At 49.0% G+C, this 17,437-nt stretch carries 19 protein-coding genes, 1 tRNA gene, 1 pseudogene and 1 riboswitch; of the genes and pseudogenes, 15 read left to right on the plus strand and 6 right to left on the minus strand.

What is annotated here, in order from left to right; all coding sequences use genetic code 11:
* Positions 1–86: 86 nt before the first annotated feature.
* Together ACUVQO_RS04105 and ACUVQO_RS04110 are read left to right on the plus strand one after the other, a co-directional pair.
* Positions 87–701, plus strand: a complete 615-nt coding sequence (locus ACUVQO_RS04105; RefSeq protein ID WP_445924620.1) for a hypothetical protein — start codon at positions 87–89, stop codon at positions 699–701.
* Positions 698–1,030, plus strand: a complete 333-nt coding sequence (locus ACUVQO_RS04110; protein WP_445924621.1) for a hypothetical protein — start codon at positions 698–700, stop codon at positions 1,028–1,030. The genes ACUVQO_RS04105 and ACUVQO_RS04110 overlap by 4 nt, the downstream gene beginning before the upstream one ends.
* Here ACUVQO_RS04110 and ACUVQO_RS04115 read toward each other — a convergent pair.
* Positions 1,027–1,239 (minus strand): hypothetical protein, encoded by a 213-nt coding sequence (locus ACUVQO_RS04115; protein ID WP_445924622.1) that lies wholly within the window; start codon positions 1,237–1,239, stop codon positions 1,027–1,029. The genes ACUVQO_RS04110 and ACUVQO_RS04115 overlap by 4 nt on opposite strands.
* 224 nt (positions 1,240–1,463) lie before the next feature.
* On the opposite strand from ACUVQO_RS04115, the gene ACUVQO_RS04120 reads away from it, so the two are divergent.
* Positions 1,464–2,318 carry a M48 family metalloprotease gene (locus ACUVQO_RS04120; protein ID WP_445924623.1) on the plus strand — a complete coding sequence of 285 codons (855 nt, stop codon included), beginning with the start codon at positions 1,464–1,466 and terminating at the stop codon, positions 2,316–2,318.
* A gap of 275 nt (positions 2,319–2,593) precedes the next feature.
* Positions 2,594–3,409, plus strand: coding sequence for an IS5 family transposase (locus ACUVQO_RS04125; protein WP_445924624.1), 816 nt, complete (start codon positions 2,594–2,596; stop codon positions 3,407–3,409).
* Positions 3,410–3,574: 165 nt separating this feature from the next.
* Here ACUVQO_RS04125 and ACUVQO_RS04130 read toward each other — a convergent pair.
* Both ACUVQO_RS04130 and cbiD read right to left on the minus strand, forming a co-directional pair.
* Positions 3,575–3,892 (minus strand): annotated as a pseudogene (locus tag ACUVQO_RS04130) (transposase); the annotation flags it as partial.
* A 198-nt stretch (positions 3,893–4,090) separates the two neighbouring features.
* Positions 4,091–5,179 carry a cobalt-precorrin-5B (C(1))-methyltransferase CbiD gene (gene cbiD, locus ACUVQO_RS04135; protein ID WP_445924625.1) on the minus strand — a complete coding sequence of 363 codons (1,089 nt, stop codon included), beginning with the start codon at positions 5,177–5,179 and terminating at the stop codon, positions 4,091–4,093.
* Positions 5,180–5,394: 215 nt separating this feature from the next.
* Between cbiD and ACUVQO_RS04140 the strand changes: the two genes are divergently transcribed.
* Positions 5,395–6,159 (plus strand): cobalt-precorrin-6A reductase, encoded by a 765-nt coding sequence (locus ACUVQO_RS04140; RefSeq protein ID WP_445924626.1) that lies wholly within the window; start codon positions 5,395–5,397, stop codon positions 6,157–6,159.
* Between the two features lie 91 nt (positions 6,160–6,250).
* Here the strand turns inward: ACUVQO_RS04140 and cbiE are convergent, their stop codons facing one another.
* The gene (cbiE, locus tag ACUVQO_RS04145) at positions 6,251–7,459 is read right to left on the minus strand and encodes a precorrin-6y C5,15-methyltransferase (decarboxylating) subunit CbiE (protein WP_445924627.1); all 1,209 of its coding nucleotides are present in this window, start codon (positions 7,457–7,459) and stop codon (positions 6,251–6,253) included.
* 94 nt (positions 7,460–7,553) lie between these two features.
* Between cbiE and ACUVQO_RS04150 the strand changes: the two genes are divergently transcribed.
* The 8 genes from ACUVQO_RS04150 (at position 7,554) to ACUVQO_RS04185 (ending at position 13,811) form a co-directional block, all read left to right on the plus strand.
* A tRNA-Lys gene (locus ACUVQO_RS04150) sits at positions 7,554–7,625 on the plus strand.
* Between the two features lie 137 nt (positions 7,626–7,762).
* Positions 7,763–7,925, plus strand: a riboswitch (cobalamin riboswitch).
* 45 nt (positions 7,926–7,970) lie between these two features.
* Positions 7,971–9,560, plus strand: a complete 1,590-nt coding sequence (gene cobG / locus ACUVQO_RS04155; RefSeq protein ID WP_445924628.1) for a precorrin-3B synthase — start codon at positions 7,971–7,973, stop codon at positions 9,558–9,560.
* 37 nt (positions 9,561–9,597) lie between these two features.
* Entirely contained in the window at positions 9,598–10,227 is a 630-nt protein-coding gene (locus ACUVQO_RS04160; RefSeq protein WP_445924629.1) for a precorrin-8X methylmutase, read from the plus strand.
* Positions 10,224–10,925 (plus strand): precorrin-2 C(20)-methyltransferase, encoded by a 702-nt coding sequence (locus ACUVQO_RS04165; RefSeq protein ID WP_445924630.1) that lies wholly within the window; start codon positions 10,224–10,226, stop codon positions 10,923–10,925. The genes ACUVQO_RS04160 and ACUVQO_RS04165 overlap by 4 nt, the downstream gene beginning before the upstream one ends.
* 90 nt (positions 10,926–11,015) lie before the next feature.
* Complete coding sequence (locus tag ACUVQO_RS04170) at positions 11,016–11,435, plus strand: Uma2 family endonuclease (RefSeq protein ID WP_445924631.1); 420 nt, start codon at positions 11,016–11,018, stop codon at positions 11,433–11,435.
* Positions 11,359–11,694 carry a Uma2 family endonuclease gene (locus ACUVQO_RS04175; RefSeq protein WP_445924640.1) on the plus strand — a complete coding sequence of 112 codons (336 nt, stop codon included), beginning with the start codon at positions 11,359–11,361 and terminating at the stop codon, positions 11,692–11,694. Before ACUVQO_RS04170 ends, ACUVQO_RS04175 begins: the two co-directional genes overlap by 77 nt.
* A 31-nt stretch (positions 11,695–11,725) precedes the next feature.
* Positions 11,726–13,225, plus strand: a complete 1,500-nt coding sequence (gene cobJ, locus ACUVQO_RS04180) for a precorrin-3B C(17)-methyltransferase (RefSeq protein ID WP_445924632.1) — start codon at positions 11,726–11,728, stop codon at positions 13,223–13,225.
* 292 nt (positions 13,226–13,517) lie between these two features.
* Entirely contained in the window at positions 13,518–13,811 is a 294-nt protein-coding gene (locus ACUVQO_RS04185) for a DUF2267 domain-containing protein (protein ID WP_445924633.1), read from the plus strand.
* Positions 13,812–13,841: 30 nt separating this feature from the next.
* On the opposite strand, the gene ACUVQO_RS04190 is transcribed toward ACUVQO_RS04185, so the two are convergent.
* On the minus strand, positions 13,842–14,189 hold the full coding sequence (locus ACUVQO_RS04190; RefSeq protein WP_445924634.1) for a cupin domain-containing protein: 348 nt from the start codon (positions 14,187–14,189) through the stop codon (positions 13,842–13,844).
* An 84-nt stretch (positions 14,190–14,273) separates the two neighbouring features.
* Between ACUVQO_RS04190 and hypA the strand changes: the two genes are divergently transcribed.
* The gene (gene hypA / locus ACUVQO_RS04195; RefSeq protein ID WP_445924635.1) at positions 14,274–14,618 is read left to right on the plus strand and encodes a hydrogenase maturation nickel metallochaperone HypA; all 345 of its coding nucleotides are present in this window, start codon (positions 14,274–14,276) and stop codon (positions 14,616–14,618) included.
* A 161-nt stretch (positions 14,619–14,779) separates the two neighbouring features.
* Positions 14,780–15,496 (plus strand): hydrogenase nickel incorporation protein HypB, encoded by a 717-nt coding sequence (gene hypB / locus ACUVQO_RS04200; protein ID WP_445924636.1) that lies wholly within the window; start codon positions 14,780–14,782, stop codon positions 15,494–15,496.
* Between the two features lie 206 nt (positions 15,497–15,702).
* On the opposite strand, the gene rocD is transcribed toward hypB, so the two are convergent.
* On the minus strand, positions 15,703–16,944 hold the full coding sequence (rocD, locus tag ACUVQO_RS04205; protein WP_445924637.1) for an ornithine--oxo-acid transaminase: 1,242 nt from the start codon (positions 16,942–16,944) through the stop codon (positions 15,703–15,705).
* Positions 16,945–17,437 lie beyond the last annotated feature (493 nt).

Raw genomic sequence — 17,437 nt, forward strand, 5'->3', positions numbered from 1 at the left:
TTAGGTGTGTACTTATTTCATCAAGAGTTATGCCTAATCCTGAGTCTGATTCTGGCGATTGAGAGACTTTTCCTGCGCTGGTAAAATTGTGGGGAAAGCGGTATGTCCAGAACTTATTAAGTTACTCCCATGTGCTGAGTAACCGCGATCGCGATCGATTCAGTGAAGTTTCTTCTCTGGAAGGACGGGCACAAACGGCCGCAAAATTGCTGAAGTCTCTTAACTTTGCCAGTGCTCAGGTGTGGAGTAAAACAGAATCTCTATTAACTGCAGAGGTACAACGGCATAGGATCAATCCCCACTATATTGACCCCTGGCAAATTGCCCGCGACTCTCATCGACTGTTTGAAAAAGTATTAGAGGTCTACCATCAAGGCAAGGCACCTCAAAGTCTGGCGACCGTCATTGGCCCAGAGTGTGGTCGAGTTCGCAAATCAGTATCAACTCCTGACCCTCGCACCCTAGGACTTGTGAGTATGCAAGTTCACTATACTGGGCAAAAATTACTGGAGCCACTTTCTGATGCTGAGCGGATTCTGATTGAGGACTACTTTAAGGTACTCGATGATCATCTGTATATGCCTCTGCAGCGGGCTTATGAAGTGGCTGCCAATCATTCTGAACATTCTGCCCCCCTTGCTGCGTGCAAGCCCTGCTGCCTCAGAGTGGTCGCATTGCCCAGGAAGTATGTCAGAAAGTGATTCAAGATGTAGGTAACTACCAGTCCTTCAGCGGTTTTCTATCGTCCTCTGCAGTGCAGGTCTCCAGCATTCGAGATGTGGAAATGTTTGAGATTTATCTCTGCGTTTGCACCCTGGAAAATAGCATTGCTGCCTTTCAGGAAGAACTGTTTCTATTATGTGTGATGCTCTATCCGCCCCTGAAAGTGAAATGGTGGCTGGTACGCTCTCTGGTCGAGCTACTGGAACAAGCGATGAATCAGTGTCTGGAGCCTCACCAAGTCGAACTCTTCCAACCCTACCTGGACTCAATGCAGCAACTCTTTACCATTGAAGTACTGGGCAATTAATCGGCATCGAAATCAATAGACTTGTTGCAAATTGGAAAAAACGTCAGATGGGCAAAGGGATTGTGGACTGTTCCTACCTCTACTTGCAAATCAACAGATTTCAAGGCTTGAAATGGTTGCGATCGCGATCCAAGTACCATATCAATTCCATGGGCCGCAATGGCGATCGCAGATGGATCAACTCTTATCTTTCCACTCTCAACTCTCAATTTTTAACCCCCGCCCTCCCGTACCATTCTAGTCAAGTTTTCTTCCCTTCCGATAGGAGACAAGCGATTGAGATAATAACAGTAAAGAAAATTAACCTTGTCTAAGTTCAGAACCGTAGTTTTTCTGATAGGAAAATGACCGTTCTCTAGCTGGACTTGGTTTACATGAATTTCTACGATTGTAGAAGTCTCTAATACCGGACTGTTGATCAGGAGAAAAGGGTATGAATCAAATCAAAACGGTTGCCCTGTTAGCCCTCTTAACAAGTTTGTTGGTGTTGCTTGGAGGCGCGATCGGGGGCAAAACGGGCCTGTTAAGCGGGTTGATTCTGGGAGCAGTGATGAATTTAGGCTCCTGGTTTTTCTCAGACAAAATTGCTCTAGCTGCCTATAATGCTCAACCTGTGAGTCCGACTGAAGCCCCTGACCTCTATCGGATGGTGGAGAGACTGGCGCAAAAAGCGGGAATCCCAACCCCTGCTGTTTATATCATCCCCACTCCGTCTGCCAATGCTTTTGCTACGGGAAGAGATCCCCAACATGCGGCTGTGGCTGTGACTCAAGGCATTTTGCAAATGATGCCAGCGGATGAGTTGGAAGGGGTGATTGCCCACGAACTGAGCCACATTCTTCACCGGGATACGCTGACTCAGGCGGTAGCGGCCACAATCGGAGGAGCCATTTCTTACCTGGCTCAAATGGCTTACTGGTTTGGAGCATTTGCTGGCAACGATCGCGATCGGCCTAACCCGATCGCCTTGTTGTTGATGACAATTCTGGCTCCGATCGCAGCGACAGTGATCCAGATGACCATTTCTCGCACTCGTGAATTTGAAGCTGATGCGGGAGCGGCAAGATTGACTGGTAATCCTCGTGGGTTAGCAAATGCGCTGCAACGGTTGGAAATGGGTGCCCGTCAGTTACCGATGGAAGGTAATCCTGCCTTTTCACCGCTGCTGATTATCAATTCCATGTCTGGACAGGCGTTTGCTAACTTATTCTCAACCCATCCTTCCACAGAAGCCCGAATTGAACGATTAATGCGCCTGGAACAGGATATGGGTGGCTCTAGTTTTTAGTCTGGATAATTCACGAAGTAGCAAAAGAGGGATGAGAAAAGAGCTTGAAACCCAATAGAATCAAGCCCTTTCCGGCATACTCCCTATTGCCCCAAATCCACAACAACCGGAGAAAGCGTCCTCGAATGGTGACAAACACTAATCTGGCACCATTGCATTCAGTAACGCTTGCCGCTAAGGCTGAACTAAGAGCTGATTTCTTAAGAGAATCTAAAGCTAATGGGGTATTAGCGGATCGTGTTTTTAGGCTAGAGCTGTAGCCCAGCGTAGGAATTATGAGCCAGCTTCTCACCGTTGCCAACCCCACCCGAAAACTCTACCCTAGCGACATGAGTGACGCCGAATGGGCTCTGATAGAGCCCAAGTTACCCGCACCGAAAGGGTTTGGACATCCTCGCGAGGTTGACCTGAGGGAGATTCTCAACGCGATCTTCTACGTGCAGCGCAGTGGCTACCCATGGGAAATGCTCCCCCATGACTTTCCCCCGCATAGCACCGTATACAAGTACTTCTGCAAATGGCAACGGCGAGGGATTTGGCAGGCTCTACACGACGACCTGCGAGCAGACATCAGAGCAGGCATGCATCGAAACCCAGACCCTAGCGTCGTTATCGCTGACTCGCAATCGGTGAAAACGACAGAAAAAAAGGGGGCGGTCTACGGCTTCGACGGTGGCAAAAAGGTTAAGGGCCGTAAGCGCCATATCGTCGTCGATTCCCAAGGTTTCGTCCTCGGTGTGCTCGTGACCGAAGCTAATATGTCAGAATGCTTAGGCGCTGTTGTGATCTTCGATAATGTACGGGAACGGCTGTCGAAACTGGAAGGAGGCTATGGGGATCAGGGCTATTCTGGCGAGCACTTTGCCCGAGCGATTCGGGAGGTCTGTGGCGAGCAGGTACGGGTTGAGGTGATTAAACGAAACGCCAAGGAATTTGAGGTACTCCCGAAGCGCTGGATTGTGGAGCGGACATTTGGCTGGTTGAATCGCTATCGACGGTTGAGCAAGGATTACGAGGTCTACACCGAGCTCCGTGAAGCGATGATCTATGGTGCGCTCATTCGCCTCATGGTGAAGTGGGCTGCGGCTTAAGGTTTACTTTAGAAATCAGCTCTGATCTTCAAGTTCAATGAGTCTAATTGCTCCGCGAGCTTATCCTGTAATCCAAAAGATAATTTAAAGTAATTGTGAGGATACCAGGCATTCGCCAGCATCTTGATCACAAGCTCTTTAAGGCTAACAGAAGACAGAACATCAAACTGTCGTCGCATCCGGCACCGCATCCTCGATGCCGAGCCCCAGAAATCGCATGAACGACAGCCGGTCATTCACCTGGTACTCCAGTTCATCGTCACTGATGTTGTACAGCTGCTGCAATATCAGCATCTTGAACATCATCACCACATCGACTGGTTTGCGACCGGCTTTGCTCTTACGAGGTTTGTCATAAATCTTTTCCAGGATTGGTCGAAAGGTTTCCTAAGGGACTAGTTGATTGAGCTGAGTTAGACTGCCTCTTTTCTCTTTGAGCTTTTCCTGACGATCTTCGAAGTCCCAGAATCCTGCTTGCCCCATGAGTATTCTTTGCTGTCAACTCTTATGATGATCTCATGCTAAGACTGATTTTGGCAATTTTTCGAGGTGCCCTTATCAAATAAATTATCTTGAATAGGCTGTACTTCCTATGCGTTCCATAATCTCATTGTGATGCATATCTGCGAGTGATTTTCAGGGTGAAATAATCTGTATCTGAAAGCAGTGACAGTTTAGAGATTACTTCGGCATCCAAGAATTGATGAATTGAGTAGCGATCGCATCCTGGGCAATCACCTGTCCCTTTCGATTAAATAAAACAGTACCGACTGTGAGAGCGACATTCCCATACTTCTTCACATAAGCCTGCGCTTTCTGAGAAATGGTTGTGGCTAATGCCTGAAATACCTTGTCTGCCAAATCGATCGCAACTAAACTTTGATAGGCTGCATCTGCCGTTTTGGATGCTAAAACAGCTTCTATTGCAGATAAGCTGCCTCCCGTCCTGGCGACTGCGGCGCTGATAATTTCTACCTTGGCATCCGCAAGATGACTGGAGGTATTGAAAATGCCCCCTGCCAGCTTTACCAATTTACCTTGGTAGCCCACCAGCAGCACGGATTCTGCCCCCCGTAACCCTGCTTCGACCAGCAATGCCCCAATCCAGTTGCCTGTTTGAACAACGGCGGTTTCTGGAAAACCCATTTGTTGGGCAACATGGATGCCATGACTGCCAATACAAAAAACTAAATGGGTGTGAAATTTCACTTTTGTTTGCAGAATCTGACGCAAATCCTCCAAGTGATCTTCGGCAGAAAGGGGCTTGGAAATGCCACTTGTTCCCAACAGTGACAGTCCTTCCAGCACACCAAAGGCTTCGTTAGAGGTGCGTTGAGCCAGTTGCCGACCTTCGGGCATAACAAGGGTCACCGTGACGGTTTGATCGGCAGGAATCAAGGGCAGCAGGTTTGCTTCAAATAAACGGCGAGCATACCGATAAATGGCCGGCTCACCGGATGGCGTTTTGCCAACGCCCTCTCCAGCTTCTAGAATCAGTGGTTCTGCTTGGCGGGGCAAAAGTTTGACCCACGCCCAAACCGGGGTGTTGCGAGTTAGGTCTAAATTATCGCCAGGGTCGCTGATGGTAATTGCCAGAGCACTGTTGCGGTCTAAACGGGCGATTTGCTGGATGGGAATGATGGCTTCGTCGGGTAATATATCCAGGGTGATGGTTTGCAGGGGTTCGGGGTTACTGCATTGAAGATGAACTAAGGCGGCTTTAGCAGCTGCGACAGCGAAAACGGGAAGGGTGTAGCCGGAACGTGCCATTGAGGTTGGAAACTGAAGACTATCGAGAGTGGAGATGGAAACCATTCTTACTCCCTTTTTACAGCAACAGGTGCCAACTGGGAACTCCCAGAGCAGTCTCGCAGCGTTGCCATGGGCAAATTGCGCAATAGCCCGGTTCTCGAAGGCATGAGATGGAAATTGCGGTCTGGTACTTCAGGCGATAAGGTTAGACAGAAAAGACAGTGGGGTGGGGCATGGGCAATCGCAAGCGAGTGCTAATCTTGGGTGGAACCGGGGATGCAACAGCATTAGCGGCTCAAGCTGCCACAATCGCTGGAGTAGAAGTCATCACATCGCTGGCAGGTCGAACTCAGTATCCGCTAGTAACCTCTGAAAACACCCGCATTGGTGGATTTGGGGGAGTGGCAGGACTCACACATTACTTGCAAGAACAGCAGATTGATGGGTTGATTGATGCCACTCACCCCTTTGCAGCTCAAATTTCATGCCATGCTGCTGCCGCTGCCGCTGCGGTGGGCATTCCCCACTTAATGTTGATTCGCCCAGCCTGGGAGCGAACAGAGGGAGATGATTGGATTGAAGTGGACAGTCATGAAGCTGCTGCTGCAAAGTTACCGAAACTTGCTCAACGAATCTTTCTAACGATCGGGCGGCAAGAACTCGCTGCCTTTGCCCATCTGCAAGATCTTTGGTTCCTGATGCGAATGATTGATCCGCCTCTGCTCAATGCCGCTGTACCCCCCGGAAAGCTCCTGCTGGAACGGGGACCGTTTTCACTTGACAATGAGCGATCGCTGTTGCAACAGTACGAGATTGGGGCGATCGTTAGTAAAAACAGTGGTGGAAATGCCACCTATGCCAAAATTATTGCCGCACGGGAGTTAGGAATTCCGGTTGTGATGATCCAGCGTCCACCCATTCCACCAGGAGACATCGTTGCAGATATAGAGAGTGCTTTGTCGTGGCTCAAAAATATGTTGTCGCGATTCGATAAATAGTTAGCTAATATGCCCTATCACCCGCTGCAACTAACCTCAAACTTAGATGGTGAACCTTTCACTTCATAGACTATATTTTCAGCCTCGTGGTTTATCCTTTTACCACAGCCCACTGTGTCACAGGTGCCATTGCTTTCCAGCCCAGGAATTTTCCAACAGGTTCCGTCCGCTGAATGGCAATGCGGGTCAGGGTTCCGCCCAACTTGCCTTGCCACTGAAAGAGTATGTGTTCGCTCTCGACTGTAACCGCATTGGCAACCAAGCGACCACCGGAACGAAGCGCTTTCCAGCAGGTCTCCAACAAATCTGGTGTGGTGAGTCCACCGCCAATGAAAATGGCATCCGGTTCTGGTAAATCTTTGAGGACGTTTGGGGCCGCCCCAACCACAATTTGCAGATGGGGAACGCCTAAAGCTGTTGCGTTATCGGCAATGTATTGCAGACGATCGGGGTGTTGTTCAATGGCGATCGCACGACACCGGCGATCGCTGCGTAGCCATTCAATAGCGATCGAACCACAGCCTGCTCCTACATCCCATAACAGTTGTCCGGGTAATGGCGCAAGGGTAGATAGTGTGATCGCGCGAACTTCTCGTTTGGTTAATTGTCCGTCGTGGCGGTAGGTAGTGTCGGGAATGCCGGGAAGGCGGTGGGCATGGGGAGTTGGGAGCGGGGAGTGGGCGTGAATGGCAATAGTGTTGAGATCGGCAAGGTCGGTGATCGTCCAGTCGGAGGCAATGCCTTCAGTGATCCGTTCGTGAATGCCGCCCATGCGTTCTAGAACTGTGATTTGACTGTCGCCATAGCCCTGTTGGGTTAGCAGTTGAGCGACCGTGCTGGGGGTCGTTTTGTCGGCACTGAGGAGCAAAATCTTGGCACCAGGGTAAAGCACAGCGTTTAAGAGAGCCAGATCGCGCCCACAGAGACTGAGGGTTTCCACCTCGGTGAGCGACCAACCCAGACGGGCACAGGCGAGGCTAAAGGCAGATGGAGCGGGAACAATCATCATTTCCGTGATGGGGATGTGGCGGCTCAGGGTTACGCCAATGCCATAACACATCGGATCACCACTAGCCAGTATACAGACCGACTGACCCCGACGCTGAGTGATCTGCTGTACCGAGTCTGCGATTGGGGAAGTCCAGAGTAGCTTTTCGCGTTTATCCTCTGAAGGTAATAGGGCAAGATGGCGTTCTCCACCGACGATCAGAGTGGCTTGAGCCAGGAGCGATCGTCCTACTGGACTGACTCCGGCTAGCCCATCCTCGCCAATCCCTACGATTGATAGCCACTTTTGCATCACATCACTCCTTAATATTCCGCAATAGAGGACTAGGCTTTTTACTTGCTAATCGCTGAGTTATGAGCCTACAAAGTCGGCTAAAATTTTTGACGGGTGACTAGCGCAATGGCAGTGCATTGGACTCTTAATTCGCTGGTTTTGGGTTCGAATCCCAGGTCATCCATTTAATCAAAACATTAACGAGGCTTTTCTGTAGATGGGTTGCACGGGGTTTGCTCCATATCCGCCTTGCCAAAAAGCCGAAAAGCTCCAGCGAATTAAGAAAAATTTGAGAATTAGAGTTCTGTTTCTTCAGTGTGCTATATTACATGGGCTTGAGGCTGGGAAAGTCCGGTGCGATTTCGGTACTGTGCCGCAACTGTAATGCGATTTTAGATTGAAACCATACCGTTCAATCAGAAATTCAGAATATTAAGTCTAAAATAGATCGAGTCAGAATGCCAGTCTCAAGTACGTCTTGAAGGGGCGTTATCTGATCAACTCTCTGCGTTGCACGGAGGAGGCTACTTTGATTTGGCTGCTTGAACCGAATGTTTGCCCAGGATTGTTTTATGGCACCCTAGCCCAGGACGGATTCTTAGTTCGGATTCGCATCCCTGGTGGGAGATTAAATTCTCAGCAAGGACAAGCGATCGCAACTCTGGTGGAACAATGGGGCAGCGCAGCGATCCAGATAACGAATCGAGCCAACTTACAAATTCGAGCCGTTCACACCGCCCCGACTGCCGACGTTTTTCAGACCCTGCAGACACTGGGGCTTGCAGCTCAAAATCCCAGGATTGATCATCTCCGCAACGTGATGACCAGCCCCACAGCGGGCATTGATCCACAAGAATTAATTGATACTCGTCCATGGGTGCAAGCACTGGATGATTACATTCAATGCCATTCAGAACTGGCTGATTTGCCTGCCAAATTTAGTATTGGGATTGATGGAGGAGGCACAGTTGGAATTGGTACTCGGTCAGAAATTCCGTGGGAGCATCGTTACAACGAGATTCAGCTTTCGGCAGTTCTGGGAAGCGGAGAATGGGGAATGGAGAGGGGGGAATGTCAGACTCCCAGCTTCCGACTTCCGACTTCCGACTTCCAAACCGTCTACTTTCAGTTGGCATTGGGTGGTGATAAACAGTTGTGGGACACGCAGGTGTTGATTCAACCCGATCAGTGTGTCTCTGTCGTAGCAGCCTTGGTAAAGGGCTATCTGGATTATGTGAATCAGTCGCCGCGTCTACAGAAAAAGCCCCGAATGAAACATCTGCTGCAAGATTGGGGCATAGAGCGCTATCTCCGGCAGGTGAATCAGTGTCTATCCCGTCCACTCCGCCCAGCGACAGCCTGCCCCCCTCCCTTGCCGACGCAGCGATATGCCCATCTGGGGGTTCATCCCCAACGACAACCTGGCTTGTTTTATATCGGCATTCATCTGAGTTTAGGGCAACTGACCGCAATACAACTGCGAGAGTTGGTGCAACTGTCCAAAACCTTTGGTAGCAGTGAGCTGCGCCTGACCCCCTGGCAAACCATTTTGCTGCCGGATATTCCCGATCAATACGTGACTGAAGTATTGCAAAACCTTGCGGCATTAGGATTCTCAGTGTCCGACAATCGGGTTGCTGCGGCGATAGCGAAGCGCTGCTGCGAAGCGCAGATCGTGGCGTGTGGCGGTAAACCGGGCTGTGCTGCCTCAAAAACGCAGACTCAAACGCATGCAATCGCCCTTTCCAAGTCCTTTAATCAACACCTGGCGTTAGAATGTCCCGTCAACATTCATCTAACAGGATGTCCCAAATCCTGTGCCCAACCCAGTCCGGCTGAAATTACCCTGTTGGGCACAACGATTGAACAGTCCGGTGAAACTGTAGAAGGCTATCAGATTTATGTAAGTACGAATCTATACTCCTGTGGCAATTCGAAGCAAGAAGCCATTCAACATTATCTGGGCGAAGTGACTGCTACTGAATTGCCATCACAAATAGAAAAACTGCTGACGCTATATCAACAACACCGACGAACGTCAGACGAATCCTTTGGAGAATTCGCAACTCGATTTTCAATTCCAACGATTAAACAATTGATAACTTCCCCGAACCTTTAGAACTTGATGATTAGAATTTGATGATATTAAAACTCGCATGATGGACTATATTCGCAACGGTGAGGATATCTATAGCAAATCCTTTGCCATCATTCGCGCAGAGGCTAGTTTAGAAAACTTATCTGAGGATTTGGCGCAGGTGGCAGTGCGGCTGATCCATGCCTGTGGCATGACGGATATTGTGCAGGATCTCGTGGCTTCACCCGATGTAGTACAAGCAGGACGAGAGGCTCTAATTGCAGGGGTGCCCATATTGTGCGATTCGCAAATGGTGGCAAATGGCATTACGCGCAAGCGACTTCCTGCGAATAATGAGATTATTTGCACCCTGAATCAGCCTGAAGTTTTAGCGATTGCCCAGCGCATCAACAACACGCGATCGGCAGCGGCAGTGGATCTCTGGAAACCTTACCTGGCTGGGGCTGTTGTGGCGATCGGCAATGCCCCAACAGCCCTGTACCGTCTGCTCGAACTACTGGATGAGGGAGCACCCAAACCTGCATTGATCTTGGGCTTTCCGGTTGGCTTTGTCGGAGCTGCCGAATCGAAAGCAGAACTGGCGGCCAATAGTCGTGGTGTTCCCTTTATCACGCTCAACGGTCGGCGGGGTGGGAGTGCGATCGCCGCTGCTGCCGTCAATGCTCTAGCCCAGGAGAATGAACTATGAACACTGGTAAACTCTACGGCTTAGGCATTGGTCCAGGTGACCCCGAACTGCTGACACTGAAAGCTCACCGGATTTTGACCTCCGTTCCTGTGATTGCCTACCCGACCTTAGAGAACGGCAAAGTTTTGGCACGGGCAATCGTGGCTGATTTCATTCGTCCCGACCAGATTGAAATTCCGATGCCGCTGCCCTTTAGCGTGGAGCGATCGTCTCAACCGTACTACGATATTGCCGCCGAGAAAATCGCTGAACATCTGAGCGTCGGGCGAGACGTGGCCGTGCTGTGCGAGGGAGAACCTATGTTGTATGGTACGTTCATGTATTTGTTTCAGCGGTTAGCATCGCGATTTCCCACCGAAGTCGTGCCAGGAATTTCGTCCACCACAGCCAGTGCCGCCATGTTAGGGGTGCCCATTACCTTTCGCAATGATGTATTGAGCATTATGCCTGCAACATTGGATGCAGAAACATTGCGCGATCGCCTTGCTGTGGTAGATGCAGCCGTCATTATCAAATTGGGTAGACATTTTGCCAAAGTCCGCACCATTCTGGATCAACTCGGTTTACTCGATCGCGCCCTCTATATCGAACGAGCCACTCAACCCAACCAGCGAATTGTCGCCATTACCGAGATTGATCCAGCCGAGGTTCCCTACTGGTCGCTGATTCTGATTCCTAGCCAAACCCAACCCCAATGAAACCGTTGATAATGAATAGGGAGTAGGGAGTAGGCGAGAACTAATTCCATTCCCGATTCCCCACTTTCCATTTCCGATTCCCCATTTGCCATGACTTCTACTCTTCCGTTCATCCGCTCTCAATTACCAACTCTGGAAAATGGCGATCGCCTAACGCGTTTCGAATTTGAGCGCCGTTACCATGCCATGCCAGAAATCAAAAAAGCCGAATTGATTGAAGGAGTCGTCTACATGGCATCGCCGCTGCGCCTTAGATCCCATGCTGAACCCCACGGATGTTTAATTACTTGGTTGGGGGTTTATCAAGCCGCTACACCCCCAGTGGAAATGGGAATTGAGCCAACAGCGCGGTTGGACATTGACAATGAACCTCAACCCGATGGTGTTTCGCTGATTCGTCAAGCCAATGGCGGACGTTCGATACTCAGCGATGATGGTTATTTGGAAGGTGCGCCGGAATTGGTTACCGAAATTGCTGCTAGTAGCGTCAGTATCGATCTGGGGGGATAAAAAGCGGGCTTATCGACGGAATGGCATTCAAGAATATATTGTTTGGCAAGTCTTTGATCAGAAGATTGATTGGTTCACGTTGCAAGACGGAGATTATGTTTCGTTGCAACCGGATCAACAGAGAGTCATTTGCAGTCAGGTCCTTCCAGGATTATGGTTAGATGTGCCCGCAATGCTGCAAGGCAATATGAAACAGATTCTAGCCACTTTGCAAACGGGAATTGGTTCGGCAGAACATCAAGCATTTATCAAACAATGAACTCAATAATCCGCTAGAAAATCCCAGGGAAATGAATGCACCTGTCATTATCATTCTAGGAGAAGCCAGTATTCCTGTTGCCCGTCAAATTCAGACTGTCATTCCTGAAGCTGTCGTCTATGGATTAACCAACCGGACTCAATCGGCAGATCTCACCTACGACAACTTTGGGGACACTGTACGGGAACTGTTTCGATCGAACACCCCCATTCTTGGCATTTGTGCCGCTGGAATTTTGATTCGGACGATCGCTCCTCTGCTGACCAATAAATGGCAAGAACCCCCAGTTTTAGCGATCGCTGAAGATGGCAGTGCCGTTGTGCCGTTATTAGGCGGCTTGCAAGGCGTGAATCATCTGGCACGTCAAATTGCAGCCGTTTTGCACGTATCTGCTGCGATTACTACAACGGGTGAGTTACGATTTCAAACAACCCTGTTGTCGCCTCCACCGGAATATCGCTTAGTCAATCCTGAGGATGCTAAAACGTTTATCTCAAATGTGCTAGCTGGGGCAACCGTTAAACTGATAGGTGAAGCACCTTGGCTAGAGCAGAGTCGATTACCAATTGCAGAAAAGGAGAATGGGGAATGGGGAGCGGGGAGTAGTGGGGAGGAGAATAAGGAAAATATTCTGACTCTCCACTCTCCAACTCTTACGATTCAAATCGTGCAGAAGAATCGCACTGAAGCGATGCAACCACCGGGTAAAAACTGTCTAGTTTATGAGTTTGATCCAGAGTCTAATTCTTCCCGACTCCCGACTCCCGACTCCCGGCCTGGAAAACTGGCGATCGTTGGTACAGGTCCCGGCTCATTTGCCTGGATATCTCCCGAAGTGAAAGAAATTCTGCAATCTGCGACGGATTGGGTCGGGTACAAAACCTACCTGAATCTAGCAGAACCGTTGCGGAAACCTCACACTGCTCGACACGAATCCGATAATCGAGTAGAACTCGATCGCGCCCGTTCTGCTTTAGATTTAGCGGCGACAGGACGAACGGTGGCAATCGTGTCATCGGGTGACCCAGGCATTTATGCAATGGCTGCTGCCGTCTTTGAGGTGCTGGAGCGAGAGGCAAAACCAGAGTGGGAGCAGGTTGAAATTCAGGTCTGTCCCGGAATTTCGGCGATGCAGGCCGCCGCTGCCCAAGTGGGCGCACCGCTGGGACATGACTTTTGTGCTATTTCTCTCTCCGATATTCTTAAGTCCTGGGAGGTGATTGCTCAACGGATTTCAGCCGCTGCCCAAGCAGATTTTGTAATCGCCTTCTACAATCCCGTCTCTAAACAGCGCACTTGGCAACTCGAAAAAGCAAAAGAGATTTTGTTGCAGTGGCGATCGCCCCAAACCCCCATCGTGTTAGCTCGCAATCTGGGCAGACCTGGGCAAACAGTAAAGGTTAAGTCGTTGGAGCAGTTGGCGATCGACGATGCCGATATGCGAACGGTGATTTTGATTGGCTCTAGTAAAACTCGAATCGTACAACAGTGTCAGGGAAAACAATGGATCTATACTCCCCGACACTATTGAAGCTGATCTATTGCAATGGCACGACTCAAAAAAAGCAGCACAATCCTTACATTGCAATTAGTAACTATAGGAAGTGTTAGGTAAAAGTCTTGTATTAAGTCGTTTAAGGTTTATGTTTGTCCGCACACGACTATGTAAGGATACCCTTTAACCAGAGGTCTCTTAATTTAAATCAAGATTCAAAATTTTTGTCACATGGCAAAGGAGATCATGATGGCAGATGAAACATTGAGAAAAGACATTCCGGAGATTGATCCAACGGAAAATGCCAGCTCAAGAAAAAGTACTTCAGATGGACATGACCGATCTGTGGCAAGACACGAATCCACTAGTAGGCTTCTTAAGTCGGGTTCGTCCACCCTGGCAAAGTCTAGGTATTTTCAAAATTGATTCCGATCGCTTTTTCTTCCGGGTTGCAAACGAAGGTGGACTTGAGCGAAACCCCGAATATAAAGATACTGAGCGCAGGCAGGCAGTGAAAGCCGTGTTCTCAGCAACGGAGCGTGAACTCTCTGAAGAGCGCATTCAGGAAATTGCTAGTTGGCTACCCGAAAATGGAGTTCGAGAGCTTTGGGAGCAGGCGTAGTGCTCTCGGCTTAAAGAGAAGCCACCCCGGTTAATTCAGGATATTGTCATCAATTGAGGTATGGACGAAGAAACGGCAACCTCTGTTGGTGTAGGGCGTATGACTGGAACCGGGGTGAGAGCGGATATAATCTCCGGCACCGTAGACCTCATCCCCAATTACCAGATTCCCTTCTAGCATGAAGATTTCCTCGACTACTGCATGACGGTGAAATGGATAGCGAACTCCTGGTTCAGCTTGAAGAAACCCGACTAGTTTTCGCTCAACCTCATTTCGGTGAACGATCGCCACCGTAACATCGGGGGGTGTGTGAGGAGTCCAGTCTAAGGTCTGCGATCGCACTACTGATGTAAAAAGTGCATTAGAGTGATTAAACAATCTTAAAAAATTCCAGGAAAAACCTCAAAGCCACCAATTTTAATGCTGCAATAAAAGTATCATCCCACCTCAATTATCCTCGTAATGCACGAACTCGGAATTACACGAGATATTGTTGCTATCGCAGCCGAGCACGCTCGAAACCTTCCCGTCAAAAGAGTAACCCTAGAAATTGGTCAACTAGCAGTAGTGATGCCCGATGCCATTCGTTTTTGCTTTGATGTTTGCTGCCGGGGTACGGTATTGGAAGGCGCCAGTTTAGAAATCCTAGAAATTGCTGGTTTGGGGAAATGCCGTCAGTGTGGGGCAGAAATACCTTTAAGCGAGCCCTTTGGTATTTGCGATCGCTGTGGTAGCATCGATCTCGAAATCGTGCGGGGCAATGAACTGAAAATTAAGGCAATGGAGGTAGACGATCTATGTGCGTAACCTGCGGTTGTTCCGATGATAGTAACGTAAGAATCACTAATTCGCCAACAGAAGCCAACGAACACCATCACTCTCAGTCGCACATTCATACCTTGGCCGATGGCACAGTAATTACTCACTCTCATAGTCATATCCACCCACACCAACATCCTAATTCCTCTGTGGATACATCTCAAATTCATGCTCCAATGCACGGCACGACCATCAGCTTAGAACAGGAGATTTTACAGAAAAACGACTTAATTGCTGCTCAAAATCGAGGTTGGTTTAAAGGCCGCCAGATCTTAGCACTCAATTTGGTCAGTTCTCCTGGTGCTGGCAAAACGACCCTATTAATTCGCACGATTAACGATCTCAAAGCTCAAATTCCCATTAGTGTGATTGAAGGAGATCAGGAGACAGTTAACGATGCTCAAAAAATTAAAGCAACGGGGTGTCAAGTCGTCCAGATCAATACAGGGAAAGGCTGTCATTTAGATGCAGCCATGGTAGAAAGAGGGTACACCGAGCTCAATCCGCCCCTTGACTCAATTGTGGCGATTGAAAATGTTGGCAACTTGGTTTGTCCGGCACTCTTTGACTTGGGCGAATGCGCTAAAGTAGTGATTCTTTCCGTGACCGAAGGAGAAGATAAGCCAATCAAATATCCCTACATGTTCCGTGCCAGTGAGGTGATGGTTTTGACCAAGATTGACCTATTGCCTTACGTTCAATTTGATGTCGATCGCTGTATTGAGTATGCCAAACAAGTAAATCCTCACATTCAAATCTTTCAGGTGTCGGCGACTACAGGGGAAGGTTTAGAGAATTGGTATACCTGGTTAAAATCTCAACTTCAAAGCCTTAAAGCTCCAAGTGGGCATTTCCTCTCCGTTTAGGGAGAGTGAAATTCTAACTGAACATAGGTATCTTCATTTCCTCGGACTTCTAACAGAAACGGATATTGCTCCTTAAATTATCCCGGTAGTGCAGGGACTTAACTGTCTGAAAGCTCCTGAAAACGAGCGACCGCCACCCAACTCCCTATTAGACGAGATTGGAGCGATCGATCATTGGCTCTGTTTATCTAGATTTGGATTGCAAATCAATTTGTCATCAGCACCCGCTCAATTCGCTCTAAGGCCCAATCGAGTTGCAATCGCGTGATCACCAGTGGCGGTGCAAATCGAATGATATTTTCGCGGGTCTCTTTCGCCAGAATGCCTTCTTGCATCAACGCTTTGCAAAATCGTCGTGCGCCACCCGCTTCCGGTTTTAGCTCCACTCCGATCAACAATCCTCGACCCCGCACTTCTTGGATATGAGGACTGGCAATTTCATGCAATCGCATGATGAAGTACGTTCCCAATTCGGCAGCGCGATCGGGTAATTGTTCCTCTACAATTACATCCAGCGCCGCCATGCCCACAGCCGCTGCCAGGGGATTGCCCCCAAACGTGCTGCCATGATCGCCAGGATTAAACACATCCATGACTTCGTGGGTGCTGACAAAGGCAGAAATTGGGTAGAACCCGCCGGATAGGGCTTTGCCAATGGTAATGCCATCCGGTTTCACCCCTTCATGTTCAAAGGCAAACATTTTACCCGTGCGCCCCAATCCGGTTTGAATTTCATCAAACACCAGTAGCACGCTGTTCTCGCGGCATAGGCGTTCGGCTTGTTGAAGATAGCCATCGGGGGGAATCATAATACCGCCTTCCCCTTGAATCGGTTCCAAAAAGAAAGCCGCCGTATGAGGAGTGATGGCGGCTTGCAGGGCTGCCACGTCGCCATAGGGCACCACTTTGAATCCCGATGTAAACGGCCCAAACCCATATTGATACTGCTCCTCCGTAGAAAAGCTAACAATGCTGATCGTGCGTCCGGCAAAGTTATTACTGCACACAATAATCTCAGCTTGGTTTGCAGGTACGCCTTTCACGGTGTAAGCCCATTTACGAATGGCTTTAATCGCCGTTTCGACCGCTTCTGCTCCCGAATTCATTGGTAGCACCTTGGGTAAGCCTGAAATCTGACACAGCTTTTCGTAGAATCGCCCCAACTGATCATTGCGAAAGGCGCGAGAAGTCAGGGTGACTTTAGCGGCTTGTTCCACCAGTGCTTGGAGGATGCGCGGGTGACAATGACCTTGATTTAAAGCAGAATAAGCGCTCAAGCAATCTAGGTATTGATTCCCATCGGTATCCCAAACCCAGACTCCCTGTCCTTTGGTAATCATCACATCTAACGGGTGATAATTGTTTGCACTGTAGGTAGTTTCTAGGTCAATGTAATCTTGAGTCGTGAAATTAAGATGACTGGAGGAGGAAGGCGAGATAGTTTGCATTATTTTCTCAACTTTGACAAAAGTTTGATTGGTGTTCTAGTTCCAGGACTTAACACAGCAAGTCTCAATATCAGGCGCTTGCAGCCGACCTACAAACGGGAGATGTCCAGATAAAAGATTGAGCCACTTAGAATGGCTGAGGAGGCTAGATTGAGCCTCTGCATCAGGACGACATTAAGCGTAGCTTTGGATAGTTTTTGACAATTCCAATAGGCTGCATCTGTGGCGATCTCAGCACTGTCACTTATCCAATGCTGCCACTAAATCGTATGAGTAAATCCTGTTGCCCATTCAACCTGGGCATAAAAATTAGAAGGGGAAGCATCCCCCAGCAGTAGTGGCTGGTGCATCAGCGCAATACCTGACTCATTAACCCTACGATACTAGCAGACAAGGAAAACGCATCTAAAACTGTAAAGATAGCTACAAACTTTCAATTTCTCGTGATGCGGTAATCCAGGTTAAGAGGGGGGTGCGTGTCACCTTCTTGGTA

The sequence above is a fragment of the Leptodesmis sp. genome (assembly GCF_052746595.1).